Annotated in this window: 10 protein-coding genes, 3 pseudogenes and 1 other annotated feature; of the genes and pseudogenes, 8 read left to right on the top strand and 5 right to left on the bottom strand. The window is 57.0% G+C overall.

What is annotated here, in order from left to right:
- Positions 1–124: 124 nt before the first annotated feature.
- The 3 genes and pseudogenes from F2982_RS29150 to F2982_RS29140 form a co-directional block, all read right to left on the bottom strand.
- Positions 125–802, bottom strand: a pseudogene (locus F2982_RS29150) (SDR family NAD(P)-dependent oxidoreductase).
- A gap of 1,323 nt (positions 803–2,125) precedes the next feature.
- Positions 2,126–2,947: a Ku protein gene (locus tag F2982_RS29145; protein WP_203431559.1), complete on the bottom strand. Its 822-nt coding sequence runs from the start codon at positions 2,945–2,947 to the stop codon at positions 2,126–2,128.
- Between the two features lie 2 nt (positions 2,948–2,949).
- Positions 2,950–3,831: a Ku protein gene (locus F2982_RS29140; RefSeq protein ID WP_203431558.1), complete on the bottom strand. Its 882-nt coding sequence runs from the start codon at positions 3,829–3,831 to the stop codon at positions 2,950–2,952.
- A 156-nt stretch (positions 3,832–3,987) separates the two neighbouring features.
- Between F2982_RS29140 and F2982_RS29135 the strand changes: the two genes are divergently transcribed.
- On the top strand, positions 3,988–4,464 hold the full coding sequence (locus tag F2982_RS29135) for a hypothetical protein (RefSeq protein WP_246777745.1): 477 nt from the start codon (positions 3,988–3,990) through the stop codon (positions 4,462–4,464).
- Between the two features lie 261 nt (positions 4,465–4,725).
- Here the strand turns inward: F2982_RS29135 and F2982_RS31830 are convergent.
- Positions 4,726–4,869: pseudogene (locus F2982_RS31830) on the bottom strand (ATP-dependent DNA ligase); the annotation flags it as partial.
- A 156-nt stretch (positions 4,870–5,025) separates the two neighbouring features.
- A protein-coding gene (locus tag F2982_RS29130) for an IS3 family transposase (RefSeq protein ID WP_203431501.1) occupies positions 5,026–6,254 on the bottom strand; the annotation gives its coding sequence in 2 pieces (ribosomal slippage) (positions 5,026–5,960 and positions 5,960–6,254; 1,230 coding nt in all).
- Positions 5,857–5,973: a sequence feature (AL1L pseudoknot), on the bottom strand. It overlaps the preceding gene by 117 nt.
- A gap of 60 nt (positions 6,255–6,314) precedes the next feature.
- Between F2982_RS29130 and F2982_RS29125 the strand changes: the two genes are divergently transcribed.
- The 7 genes and pseudogenes from F2982_RS29125 to F2982_RS29095 all read left to right on the top strand — a co-directional run bounded on the left by F2982_RS29125 (position 6,315) and on the right by F2982_RS29095 (position 13,623).
- The gene (locus F2982_RS29125; protein WP_246777744.1) at positions 6,315–6,602 is read left to right on the top strand and encodes a hypothetical protein; all 288 of its coding nucleotides are present in this window, start codon (positions 6,315–6,317) and stop codon (positions 6,600–6,602) included.
- A gap of 46 nt (positions 6,603–6,648) precedes the next feature.
- Positions 6,649–6,861 (top strand): DUF2945 domain-containing protein, encoded by a 213-nt coding sequence (locus tag F2982_RS29120; protein ID WP_112716125.1) that lies wholly within the window; start codon positions 6,649–6,651, stop codon positions 6,859–6,861.
- Positions 6,862–7,603: 742 nt separating this feature from the next.
- Positions 7,604–8,263 carry an ABC transporter ATP-binding protein gene (locus F2982_RS29115; RefSeq protein WP_112716129.1) on the top strand — a complete coding sequence of 220 codons (660 nt, stop codon included), beginning with the start codon at positions 7,604–7,606 and terminating at the stop codon, positions 8,261–8,263.
- Positions 8,260–10,660: pseudogene (locus tag F2982_RS29110) on the top strand (ABC transporter permease). Before F2982_RS29115 ends, F2982_RS29110 begins: the two are co-directional and overlap by 4 nt.
- Positions 10,650–11,723, top strand: a complete 1,074-nt coding sequence (locus F2982_RS29105) for a lipocalin-like domain-containing protein (protein ID WP_203431557.1) — start codon at positions 10,650–10,652, stop codon at positions 11,721–11,723. Before F2982_RS29110 ends, F2982_RS29105 begins: the two are co-directional and overlap by 11 nt.
- Before the next feature lie 236 nt (positions 11,724–11,959).
- A complete protein-coding gene (locus tag F2982_RS29100) occupies positions 11,960–12,730 on the top strand; it encodes an alpha/beta hydrolase (RefSeq protein WP_203431556.1) in 771 nt (256 codons plus the stop codon).
- A 494-nt stretch (positions 12,731–13,224) separates the two neighbouring features.
- The gene (locus F2982_RS29095) at positions 13,225–13,623 is read left to right on the top strand and encodes a hypothetical protein (protein ID WP_165402641.1); all 399 of its coding nucleotides are present in this window, start codon (positions 13,225–13,227) and stop codon (positions 13,621–13,623) included.
- Positions 13,624–13,693: the final 70 nt, after the last annotated feature.

The following is a 13,693-nucleotide window of genomic DNA, read 5'->3' as shown; positions in this document are numbered from 1 at the left end:
GGTGATGTCGGATGTAGCCCTATTGCCGAGGAATTCGCACTGCTTATGCAGGAAGGCCCTGATTAGCCAGGGCCGTCTGATGTAGAGGAACGCCGCCGGTACGGCTATCCTTCGGCGGCCACTGTCATTTGACTGCGGAATTCCCACCATTCGCGTAAAGCGGTGAACCCATAACAAAGCTCGACATGGCAAGGAAGAGGGCGGCATTTGCGATTTCCTCGGGTTGTGAGATCCGTTTGATCGCGTGCAGCCGGGCCGCCCCAACGCCCTGGCAGCAGTAATCCGCCGTGATACCCTTCACCAGACCCATCAGGCCGCCTTGGCAGTGGCACCGGGGAGCCCGACGCTCGTGCCAACAACGCTCGATTTAAAGATGATGCTGCCGCCTCCAGTCTGATGCATCGCCGGAATTTAGATACGGCTAGCAAAGGAAAGCATACGTCAGCGTTGTCGAGACGGTATTGTGCCATTCCGTCAAGTCGACCTCGGCCAGCGGCTTTCGGGGCCGATGAAAACCGCGTTGTTGAAGGCGATGGCTAACCGTCCGAAGGACTGATGCGCCAGTGCTACCAGCCTGTCATGTTGTCTCCGGCAGGCCGACGTCGCCAGGAACTGCATCAGCTGTCCCTGCTAGAGCACGAATGCTGTCGAACACATGGCCGAGCGCTGCTGTTTTTCTCCGATTAAGCACAACCGCCGCACCCTCGGCGCTGAACAGCAATGCGGCCGCGCGGCCGATACCTGACGATGCACCCGTGACAATAGCTACCTTGTTTACAAGCAACCCACTCGTGGCCTCCATTGTTGAAGGACGAAGGATATCAATGCTGGTGACCCTCGCCGTCACCCGTGTCATGCGGGACCGGAGACGGAGCGCCGCAAATCCTTCAATGACGCTGAGTGAGATTGGTCGACCGGCAGGTCGAACGTATTGTGGCCAGATGTCCTCGAAGACCGTGCGCTTTCGTACGAAATAAAATGAAAGCGGAACGTCTTCGCTGCCTGGTCATTCATCTTCTGAGATCGCGGCTGTGTCAACCGGACGCGACGGGGATGGTGAACGCAGCGGTTTTTCCGGTTTCTCGCTGCGGGCAACGAAACGCCAGGCGAGCACCCAACCTGTCCGACCGCGATCTCTACCTGTTCCTTAGGAAAACCGATTGGGGTGGCTTGTGCAAAGTGTTAATGAGAATGCAGAAGCTCCGCTTCTTCAGGCGATTGTCGAGTGGTTTAGCTTCTACTCGGTACCTTTCGAAGAAGAGGTAGCAAACGTTCTGTGTGATCGAGCCATTATGCTCTACAACCAAGGTGCCAGCGGTTCAGAAATCACCGAACACCTTCTCACACATTTTGTAGGCTTAGTTTCCACTAAAGCAAACGCGCCTACGTCTTCCGCACTTCATTAAGCGCACGGCGAGCGGCTCAGCGTTGATGTACGAGAAAGGTGGCCTTGCGCACGGTGCGCGAAACGGTCAGGCGCTCGGTCTCGCGCTGGCGCAGAAAGCGTTGAATCGGCGACGATGGCAGCATGATTGTTAATGACACAGCCACCCAATGGCTTCCACTTGTAGAATTCGCTGGGTAACCGCGAAGCGCAAAACGTTGCTATTACTCACACGGCAGAGCAGGTGTCGTCGGTGAATGGGCTCCCCGTAACAGCTTACCATTCCGTCGCTAACGTTGGCTTCCAATGCCCTCGGGAACCTCCAAGGTCTGGCCAAGTTTTCCCTCTCTAGGATGGAGTTGAAACAATGCTGAATTTAGTCACAGCGGTGATAGCGCTTTCACTTATGACAGCCAGTGTGGCCGGGGCGGAAAGCCTCCCGGACCAAGCTGGTCCCACTCCTGGCCCAAGTTCCTCTTCATCGTCTGTTGAGGGTGACATCACCAACCCGAGCGGTTTCGGCTCGGCCGCTGGTGCCCAGAAAGCTCCGGATGCGACGCCTGAGGACGAGAAGAAAACAAGGTGCGCCGATGTGAGCGGGTCTACAAACGATGAGCAAAAACGGGACTGCGTGCGGTAGCTTCGATACCGTGAATGGCCAAGGTGGACCTCGCCTGACTGGGGGACCGTACGCTGCCCGGCGCTCGAAACAGATTGCGGAGAGCGGTCTCCACGGCTTTGTCAGCCAGCCTTGCGAGACTTCAATTCCTTCTGGACTGACTTTTTCAGAGCATCCATTATGTTGACGACGTTGTCGGACTTTGTTTTGTCATCATCCCGGCTCTTTTCCGCTGTTTTCTTCGATGGCTTCTTAGCCTTCTTCTTCTCGGCGATGAGCTTCAACAAGCTTTCCTGGATTGGGTCGGACACCATCTCTGGCGACCAATTCTTGGTACGCTTCTTGATGACCTTTTCGAGCGCGTTGACACCCTCTGCGTCCGATTTCTTGTCGATACCGGTGAAATATTCGTTCTCAGGCCGAACTTCATCGCCATACCGCAGCGTCCAGACAACGATACCCTCGCCACGTGCCTCCAGTATAACGGCGCGCTCGCGGCGGCCGAGAACCACACGGGAGACACCGACAACATTCTGAGCTTTCATTGCTTCTCTAATAACGGCAAAGGCTTCGTCCCCGATCTTGTCGTTCGCGGTGAGATAGTAGGGGGTATCGAGATAAATCCATTCGATCTTGTCACGCGAAACGAATTTCTCGATATCGATGGTGCGCACGGTCTCTAGCTCGACGGATTCCAGGTCCTCGTCGGTGAGACTGACGTAGTCGTCTTCGCCGCGCTCGTATCCTTTGGCCTCGTCTTCGTCCTTGACCGGTTTGCCCGTCACGCTATCAATGTACTGGGAGACAACACGATTGCCGGTTCTTTCATTGAGGGTATGGAAGCGAACCTTCTCGCTTTCTGACGTCGCGGGCACCATTGCGACAGGGCAAGTAACGAGCGACAGTTTCAGGTAGCCTCTCCAATACGGACGACGCGGAGCCATTGTCAGCTTGCCTTCCTATGTGTGGTTTTGGACTTAGAAGAAGTGGTTGAAGATTTCTTCTTGCCAGAATTTGCGTTGGCTGCTTTCGGCTTCCCTGAGGAACCGCTGCCCATGCCGGCGCTCTCTCTTAAGGCCTTCAGGAGATCGTTGGGCTTCGAAACCTTTACCGGCTTAGGCTTCGGGAGCGATTTGCCCTCGGCCTTGGCCTTTACGAGCGCGGCTAGCGCAGTCTCATATCGGTCGTCAGTCTTGCCGGGATCGAAATCGCCAATTTTGGTTCCGATAATGTGTTTGGCCAAGTCGAGCATCTCCCCTTCGACCTTCACCTTCGCAACGTCCTTAAACGCTTCTTCAGAAGGTCGGACTTCATAGTCAAAATTCAGGGTAGTGGCGATCAACCCGCTTCCGTGCGGCCGAATTAACACGGTTCGCATGCGTCGGAACAAGACCGTCCTCGCGATCGCAGTGGAATTGGTCTTACTTAGTGCGTCTCGAATGCTGGTGAAAGCATCGTTTGCTTCCTCATCCGCCGGGACGAGGAAGTACGGTCTGTCGAAGTACACATCATCGACGTCGCCGCACGGAATGAAGGCCTCGGCTTCGAGCATCTTGTCCGATTCCGGCATCACTGCCGCAACTTCCTCCGGGTCGATCATAATGTACTCACCGTTCCCGGTCTCGAAACCTTTGACCTGCTGGTCACGTTCGACGACTTCTTCGGTTTCGCTGTCAATGAGCTCGCGCTTCAAGCGGTTGCCCGTCTTTCCATTGAGCATGTGGAAACTTATACGTTCCGAGGTCGACGCTGCCGTGTATAGTCCTACTGCGCAAGTCAGCTCGCCAACTTTGAGATGGCCTTTCCATTGAGCACGATGCGCAGTCATGTCGTTCTCCTGTTGATCCAGCTAAATCGTTCTATCGGTCTAGTTGTTCCGACCGCAGTGTGGCCATCTGCGCTCCTTTTCTTTATAACGTCGCAAGTCGGGAAAAGATCGGATTGGAACAAGTCGGTCCGATAATTGGCCTGCTTGGCCGGGCGCATGATGAGCATCTCTTCCTCGCGCACTGTTGCGCGGCATAATCCCATTCAAATTTACTATCCATTGAGCACCGTACGATGCGTCGGCCCGGTGTTGTTTCGGGATCAACTCCCCCGCGATATTGGCTGCCTGCGTGACGTCGACGATGACGTCGCGGCCTGGTCGTGCCAATCTTTGCCTCTGACCGAACCAGACTTCGTCGTCAAACGTGCCGACGTCAGCTTCGCAATTGATGGCCTTCGCGATGACGCTCCACCGCCCTGGGTGCGCGAGGCAGGGCATGCATATGAGCTGATCGAAAGCGATGCTGTCCCGTACGTCCGGTTGAAAAACGCCAAGGATCTTTTGCGCTACGCACGGCACGAAGCCGCATTGTCGGATCGCATCCGATTGCTCGCGGCTCTGGATGAGCATTCAAGCCTAACCGTTGCGGAAGCGCTGATGGTATTCCGTGAGACGATCCCGTCGCGGGCTTAGCCTCGCTCTTCTTATAGCGCTTCATCACCTGGATCTGGACGACAGGTTTATTGGACTGGAAACGATAGTCGCCGTGAACCCCGGTAATTCATTAACACGATCGCAAATTACAGCGCCGCAATCGCGGTGGAGGGATAACTATGCCTATCGATCTCGCAGATTTGGCCATTACGTGGTCGGTCAAGAAGTTCGCACACTACCTTTGCATTTGATCGCTCCCTTGAACGCTCCCCAAGCTTCAAACTGGAAGGCGGCCCGCTGTTTGAGCAGCGCCAGCGCAGGTTCAACTCTCTGGAACCGAGTCGGAAGGGCGGGCTGGTCTGGAATACGTTTGCGGCGCGGCCGTGATCTGATCGGCGCATCGTCGTCTTTAAGGAGCGGCTTTGATTTCGGCGGCTTGCTCATCCTGCTTTATCGCGAGCACCTAGCGGTTGCTGAAAGCTTGGCGTGCGGGAACTTAGTTCTCAGATGATACTTCTATTCCTATCGAAGGAGGACGAAAATGTCAGGAAGCAAAAACAATGAACCGCACCGGGTTTGCCGGAGGCCATTTCGTTTAAGTTATGCGGCCACGGCCGGTGCGTCCAGCATGGCGTAATATCGTTCTTCGGCTTCGGCTGGCGGTATGTTGCCGATGGGCTCCAGAAGGCGACGGTTGTTGAACCAATCTACCCATTCCAGCGTGGCGAACTCCACGGCTTCGAAGTTTCGCCACGGTCCTCGCCGATGGATGACCTCGGCCTTGTAAAGACCATTGACCGTTTCAGCGAGAGCGTTGTCATAGGAATCTCCAACACTCCCGACCGACGGCTCGATGCCCGCTTCCGCCAGCCGTTCGGAATAGCGAATGGACACATATTGCGATCCGCGGTCGGAATGGTGAATCAGTCCTCCACGGTGGACGGGTCGCCGATCATGAAGTGCCTGGTCGAGGGCATCGAGCACAAAGCCCGCGTGGGCAGTCCGGCTTGCCCGCCAACCGACGATCCGGCGGGCGAAGGCATCAATGACGAAGGCCACGTAAACGAAGCCCTGCCAAGTCGCGACATAGGTGAAATCGGATAACCACAGCATGTTCGGCGCGGGAGCGTAGAACTGCCGGTTCACCCGATCGAGTGGACATGGCGCGGTCTTGTCACTGACCGTCGTGCGGATCGGTTTGCCGCGAATTATGCCCTGCAGCCCCATTGCCCTCATAAGCCGAGCGACTGTGCAGCGAGCGATGTCGAAGCCCTCCCGCTGCAATTGCCGCCAGACCTTGCGCACGCCATAGACCTGGAAGTTCTCGTTGAACACCCGGCGTATCTCGACCTTCATGGCAATGTCGCGTCGAGCGCGGGCCGACAGACGGTCTACGTCCGTGCGCTTGGCGATGACCTCATAATAGGTGGACGGGGCAATCGGCAAAAGCCTGCAGATCGGCTCGACCCCGAACACGCCACGGTGTTCGTCAATGAACGAGATCATCGTTTGAAGGGGCGGTCGAGCTCCGCCATCGCGAAATAAGCAGACGCCTTGCGCAAAATCTCGTTGGCCTGACGAAGCTCGCGGTTCTCCCGCTCAAGAGCCTTCATCTTCTCGGCCGCGTCGCTCGGCAAGCCTGCTCGTTTGCCGCTGTCGACCTCGGTCTTCTTCACCCATTCATGCAGCGTGGCTGGCGAGCAACCGATCTTGCCCGCAATAGATGAAACGGCAGCCCACCGCGACGGGTGGTCAGCCTCGTGATCAAGCACCATACGGATGGCGCGTTGGCGGACTTCAGGTGAAAACTTGTTCGTTGTCTTGCTCATATCGGCTCCACTCTCTCAGAAGTTGGAGCCTCCGGCAAACCCGGTGCGGTTCACAAAACCGTGACCGCAACCTTTGAAACGCGCGAAGCAGCGGACCTCGCGGTCGAGCATCTGGTGCAAAAGATCGGTATCGAGCGGACAGATGTGTTTGTTCAAGCCGCCGGTCGTCAGAATTCCTCGGGTGTTGAGGCCAGTGGTGGTGATGCTTCGTCCGCAAATGAAGATGGACGAGAAGACGCTACACTTAGTGGCGAGATCGAAGTCTCAGCGGACGTAGCTGATGATAAGATCACGACGCTCCATCGGACGTTTGGCGATCTAGGGGCGCTGCGTGTCACCGCCAAGTAATGTCGAAGCGCTGAAGATTCGAACGCGTCGTTGAATGGAGTAGGTCATGAGCAAGGACCTGAAGAAGGGCGACCATGTCGTCTGGAAAACCAGCCAGGGTGAGACGACTGGGACCGTCGTCAAGAAGCAGACCAGCCCTACAAAAATCAAAGGTCACCAGATAAAAGCGTCCCGATCAGACCCGCAGGTCATCGTCGAGAGTTCGAAGACCGGAGCAAAAGCAGCTCATAAACCGAGCGCGCTCAAGAAGAAATCTTAATTCGAGTGGGGCGAGCTTACCGTTTCCTATCGCAGCGCGATCTAGCAGCGCAATCTCAGGCTTGAAGTAGAGTGTGACGACGGCGCCTGGTTCGGATCGGTCAGTGCAGGGTAGGTCTATTGCTCAAGCCGATGGAAAGTTTGGGGTGTATGCGCGAGCCCACCATCGTCAGTTGCTCGAACGCGTACTCCGCTATCGGCGCGATTGTTCTGCAAGGACCCGCTTCCCGTCTTCAGTCAAAATGAGAGTCGGTTCGCCGTTGAACGCAACCTCCCTCAGGAGAGATTTCTGCTCGAGTGCAGCGATGGCGCCTGACGGGATCCGCTTGTTGCCAACGAGCCAACCTCTATTTGACCGGTACTGACGGCGAAATCTCGCGATAGCCCCCAGGTTGTCGATAGCAGTTTTCGAAATGGACCCACCGTTTGACATGAGAAGGCTCCCAATTGAAGTTCTCTTTCTGTTCATGTGCGCATTCGAGTCATTGCTTTCAAGTGGCCGGTTATGGACGCGCATCGAACCACCGGCCGTGGAACCCTGTGAGCTCGCAAATGTTTGAGAGTACCGCGACATGCGCATGGCCGCCTCCTGCGTGAGCCTCGCTGCAGGTCGTCCAGACCAGAGCCCTCGGACCGCCACAGGACGACCGCTTTGAAATCAACCGGCTGCGGCCTTGTGGAAAGGCCGCTTTCTGCATAGGTCAGTCAAATCGACTTCTCCTCGAAAGTGGCCAGAGCGAACAATGATCCTCACCCTTGACGCCGTTCGCAAATCATACCCATCCACTGAAGGGCCAATCGAGATCCTGAAAGGGATCAACCTTAGTGTATCGGCCCGTGAGAGCGTCGCTCTTACAGGAGAGTCTGGAAGCGGCAAAAGTACGCTCCTTCATCTGGCAGGCGGTCTCGATCGGGCAGACAGTGGCTCTGTTGTCATGGACGGCGACGATCTGAGCACATTCTCCGAGGACCAGCGGGCCCGATATCGAAGAACCAAGGTCGGCCTTGTATTTCAGCAGTTCAATCTCATTCCGTCCTTGACGGTCGCTGCAAATATATCCTTCCACGCGAAACTGGCGAAGCGACACGACAGCGTCTGGGAAAGGAAGCTGATCGAGGCCCTGGGATTGGAGCAGTACACTACCCGATACCCGGAACAGTTATCTGGAGGACAACAACAGCGCGTTGCGATAGGCCGAACCCTCGCTGCCAAGCCTCGGCTTATCCTTGCCGATGAACCGACCGGCAATCTGGACGAACAAACCGGTGACGCCGTACTTGATTTGATGCTTGATCTGGCGGGAAGCGCTGGATCGGCGCTGCTGCTTGTCACGCATTCGACCCGTTTAGCGGCTCGACTGGATCGTACCGTACTCCTTCGAGGCGGGAAGATTGCCGAATGAGCGTTCAAGCTTTCAGCGCCCTCCTGTCCCACTGGCGTCGGAAACCCTTGCAGCTCCTGACGCTGGTGATGGGTATCGCGCTCGCAACGGCACTGTGGTCCGGTGTGCAAGCGATCAATACCGAGGCAAGGGCAAGTTATGCTCGGGCGGCTTCGGTCTTAGAGCAGGGAGCGCTAGCGCAAATCGTGGCTAACGACGGCACCGGCATCTCCACGGAGATCTATGGGAAGATTCGGCGCTCAGGTCTCAAAGTCTCGCCGGTTATTGAAGGGATAGTGCGCCTTGAGACAGCCCGCATCCGGTTAATCGGCATAGACCCTTTGACCATGCCCCGAGATAGCCAAACGGTCGCCATTGAGAGCGGAAGCGAGCTCACGAGCTTCTTCGATCCGCGCGGGCAGCTTTTGGTGTCCAGCACCACAGCTGAACAGCTCCGTGGCAATACGGATATGAAAGTCCGGATTGACGCGAACGTGCCGGAGGGCGCAGCCTTCGTGGACATCGCTGTCGCAGATCGACTCTTGGACAAGCGCGGTCGGATCGATCGTCTCGTTGTTGCCCCGGAGCAAAGTCTAGCTGCCAGTTCCCTTGGCCAGTTCTCACCCGCGCTCGTTGTCCGCAGACCGGCGGAGCAACCGGATGTCGCGCGATTGACTGATAGTTTCCATCTGAACCTAACCGCTTTTGGTTTCTTGTCCTTTGTCGTCGGTCTTTTCATCGTCTACTCGGCAACAGGTCTTACGTTCGAGCAACGACGCGGCACATTTCGAGATCCCTTGGGATCTCTCTCCGTCAACTGACAGCGATGCTCGTTGTTGAGCTTTCGATGCTCGCTCTGGCATCTGGCGTGATCGGGGTCATACTGGGCTACGTGATTGCGTCGATTCTCATGCCGGGTGTCGCGGCCACCCTTCGAGGACTTTACGGGGCCAATGTCTCCGGGTCGCTCTCGATCCGCCCGGAGTGGTGGCTTGCTGGACTGGGTATAGCGCTTGCTGGGGCGGCGATTTCTTCCGCTCAAAGCCTCTACAGGGTCTGGAAGCTCCCAATTCTCGCCGCGGCGCAACCGCGAGCTTGGGCACGGGCGTCTGCGCGAGGACTGATGATCCAAGCAGGGGTTGGGGGATACTTCTGTCACTTGCTGGCGCTTTAGCGCTGACCGCATCGGGCCTGGTGGCTGGTTTCGCGGTGTCAGGGTGCCTGTTGCTGGGCGCAGCACTCATGCTTCCGTCAGTTTTAGCAGCCGTATTGATCGGCATGCAGCGTTTGTCACGCAGCGCCATGACCGAATGGTTCTGGGCTGACACGCGTATTCAACTTCCCGGGTTGTCGCTGGCTTTGATGGCACTTTTGCTGGCGCTGTCGGCTAACATCGGCGTTGGCACCATGGTTTCCAGTTTCCGGCTGACGTTTACCGGGTGGCTCGATCAACGTCTCGCCGCCGAGCTTTACGTCACCGCCAAGGATGAAGACGAAGCGACGAGGTTGCGGGCTTGGCTTCCCTCGCACTCGACCTCCGTCCTGCCAATCTGGAGCACTGAGGGCGATGTTGCAGGGGAGCAGATTCAGGTCTTTGGGGTCGCGGACGACCCGACCTACCACGAGCATTGGCCGCTGATCGCATCACAGGTTGGCGTCTGGGACACGATCGCAAAAGGTGAGGGTGCCCTCGTCAACGAGCAGATGTGGCGGGGCGGTGCGGCGAAATTAGGTGACGCACTAGCCATGCCCGGCGGCTGGAATGCAAAAGTCGTCGGAGTCTTCTCTGACTATGGAAACCCAAACGGGCAGGTCATCATCGGGATTGACGCTTTGACTGCTCCTTACCCGCAGGTCGCCAAGCTCCGATATGGCGTGCGTGTTTCTCCTAATAAATCGGGTGATCTGAAGCGACAATTGATCGAGGACTTCGGCCTCCCGGAGACTGCTGTCGTAGATCAAGCCGCGTTGAAGAGGCAATCGCGAGCGATTTTCGACCAGACATTCAAGGTTACTGATGCGCTAAACTTCCTCACCTTGGCCGTAGCCGGTTTCGCCATGTTCTCCAGTCTCCTGACCCTTTCCGCAATCCGGCTTCCCCAACTTGCGCCCGTCTGGGCGATGGGGGTGCGTCGGCGTAATCTAGCTTTATATGAGGTCGCCCGAACGTTGGCGCTGTGGCTAGCTACGTTTATCGCGGCAATACCCGTCGGTCTTGTATTAGCGTGGGTGTTGCTGGCAATTGTGAATGTTGAAGCCTTTGGATGGCGGTTGCCGATGTACGTATTCCCCCTGGACTGGCTGTTGCTTGGTGCAATCGCCTTTCTTGCGGCGCTCGCTTCGGTGTTTCTTCCTGTCCGTCGCCTTGCGACGATAAATCCGGCCGATCTGCTTAGGATTTTTGCCAATGAGCGGTAGAGCAGCTGCTTTGATTTTGGTGGTCGCCGCCATGATGGGTTCAGCGGGAGAAACGCTAGGGCAAGGGTTCGCTGGATTAGGATCGGACGCCCAGGGCTTCGCTATTCCAGAGCGCGGCCATGAACTATCTTTTCCGAGAGATCATGGGGCGCATCCGGAGTATCGCATCGAATGGTGGTACGTCACTGCCAATCTCAAGGGGCAGGACGGCAAGCGATACGGAGCGCAGTGGACACTTTTCCGATCAGCACTCGCCCCGGAAAGCAAGGCTGGCTTCGCTGACCCTCAGATATGGATCGGACTTGCCGCTGTCACGACGCCCGACCACCAATACGTCGCGGAGCGGCTCGGCCGTGGCGGCGTGGGCCAAGCGGGGGTCAAGGCTGCGCCCTTCCGCGCCTGGATAGACGAATGGACAATGTCCGCCGTCGACAATTCCAGCTCCGATCCTTTGGCAAACCTCTCACTAAAAGCCGCTGGGCCAGACTTTAATTACGCTTTGAACCTCAAGGCAAACGGTCCGCTTGTGCTCCAGGGCGACAACGGGTTCTCGGTGAAGTCGGCAAGCGGCCAGGCGAGCTACTACTATTCTCAGCCGTTCTATGAAGTCTCCGGAACAATAGAGGTGTCGGGGAAGCCTATCACAGTGAGTGGCAATGCGTTGCTTGACAGGGAGTGGTCCTCGCAACCGCTGGCTTCGAACCAGACGGGGTGGGATTGGTTCTCGCTGCACTTGGCGAGCGGCGAGAAGCTGATGGCTTTTCGTCTCCGCGATGACAAGAACGGGTTTATCTCGGCAAACTGGATCTCTCCTGATGGGCGCACATTGCCGCTGACCGGAGACCAAGTTCGTCTCACCCCACTGCGGACCGCGACGGTCGATGGGAAGCAGGTCCCGGTGTCCTGGCGGATTGAGGTCCCGTCGAAATCGCTTGATGTTCAAACTCAGCCGGTGAACGATCAATCTTGGATGGCTACGTCCACGCCGTACTGGGAAGGCCCTATCTTTTTTGAAGGCTATACCACAGGCGTAGGTTATCTCGAGATGACAGGGTACGAGTAGGCGGTCAGCGAGGTCCGTAACGGCCAGTGTCGAGCCAATAATGGCGATAGACCGGCGGATGCCCCCTGAGGGTACGTTGTGTTTTGGGAAACGGTTGCAGTAGGTCGGGTTCTCGATGCCCGGGGCGCGCCAGATAGTCGCGAGCTGTTCAAATCCGAGTGATCGCCGTATGCGACACTTGCAAAACAAACGATTGCGCGTAAATAGATTGTGCACAATCAAATAGGAGAGTGACCATGTTCAAAGAAGTTTTCACCGCAGCAGCATTGACCGTTGGCTTGGCGTTTGGTGCCCATGCTGCAGATAAGCCCACGGTGGTGCTAGTCCACGGAGCGTTTGCTGACGCCTCTAGCTGGAATGGAGTGATCACTCGGTTGGAGAAGGACGGGTATCCCGTTGTTGCAGTCGCCAATCCGTTGAGAAGCGTGAAGGGCGACGGCGATTACGTCCGCAAGGTACTGGCAGGCCTTAAGACCAACGTGGTTCTCGTAGGCCACTCATACGGTGGGTCGGTCATCAACGAGGCAGCCAAGGGCAGCTCAAACGTGAAGTCATTGGTCTTCGTCGCCGCATTTGCGCCTGACGTTGGCGAAACAGCACTCGCTCTTTCGGGGAAGTTCCCCGGTAGCACGCTGGCACCGACACTCGCAGAGCCCGTTTCCCTGGATGATGGATCGAAAGATCTCTACATCCAGCAGGATAAGTTTCACGACCAGTTTGCCGCTGATGTCTCGGCAAGTGAAGGTAAACTGATGGCTGCTACCCAGCGACCGATCGCCGACAAGGCACTCGGCGAGGCTTCGACTGTCGCAAGCTGGCAGACGGTCCCCTCCTGGTTTGTATATGGTGACGCGGACAAGAACGTCCCACCTGAGGCGCTGGGCTGGATGGCAGAACGAGCTCACTCCAAAGAGACGGTCGTGGTGAAGGGCGCGTCCCATGTCGTAATGGTCTCCCACCCTGAGAAGGTAGCGAAAGTCATCGAAGACGCAGCCGCTGGTAAGTGATTGTTATTGGCGGCTGCTCAGGCAGCCGCTTTCAGCTCAACAGGGTTTCTTCAACGGAGGCCGGCGGCCCGGGCTTTTGGGTTCGGCGCACGACTTGGGGAAACACTATAGCGCGGGTGGTCGGGGCAGGGCGTCACCCGTCGCGCCTCCCTACTTCGGAAATCCGTCCGTCGTAATGGACGTTACGGTGACGACAGTGCGCTCAAGGATGCGCTTGCTCCTGTCACGGTGCCTGGCACCTTCGAGACAGGCGAATGATCGATCCACCTTTATTGGGCGGATTCCGCCGAGCTGCGGCCGCTGGATGATCCACGGATTGCAATGGCGATCGAGGTTCTGGACCGGACGGGGAAAACGCCGGTGATAGCCCAGGAGGGACGAGATACCAGAAGGATACGCGATCCTGGCACGGCAAGGCTTGGACGGCCGCTCGAATTTAACGCTAGTTTCAATAATGGGTTGCGCATACCGTTGCCGAGGCCATAGCGAACGCATTGCCCAATGCTGAGCAGGTTGCTGATCGCTGGCATCTAATGGAAAATTCCAGTCGAGCCTTCCTCGATACAGTCAGCAAGACGATGCGACAGATCAGGCAGGCGGTCGGCAGCAATGTTGTTGCTCCCAAGCTTCTCACATACGCTGAAAAGCTGCAGTATGAAGGGTATCTACGCCGCCAGGAAACGAACGAGGCGGTTCGTGAGCTGTCGAAGAATGGAACATCAATTCGGCAGATTGTGCGGCAAACCGCCCATAGCCGAAAGCTCTTTCGCGTTTCAAGGGGGCAGCGTCTCGACGTATTCCGAACACGGCCCAGCTCTCTGGATCGCTGGCTGCCTTGGCTCACAACCGCTGAGAAGAAGGGGCACGTAACGCGCTTCGGCACTCTGGCGTGAACTGAAGACGAAGGGCTTTACGGGACAGAGTGGCGTCGTATCGAAATGGGCTCAACGCCGTCGTCTTGCG

Source organism: Rhizobium sp. BG4 (assembly GCF_016864575.1).
Taxonomy (GTDB): Bacteria; Pseudomonadota; Alphaproteobacteria; order Rhizobiales; family Rhizobiaceae; genus Rhizobium.
This window is presented reverse-complemented; position numbering and strand designations above follow the sequence as displayed.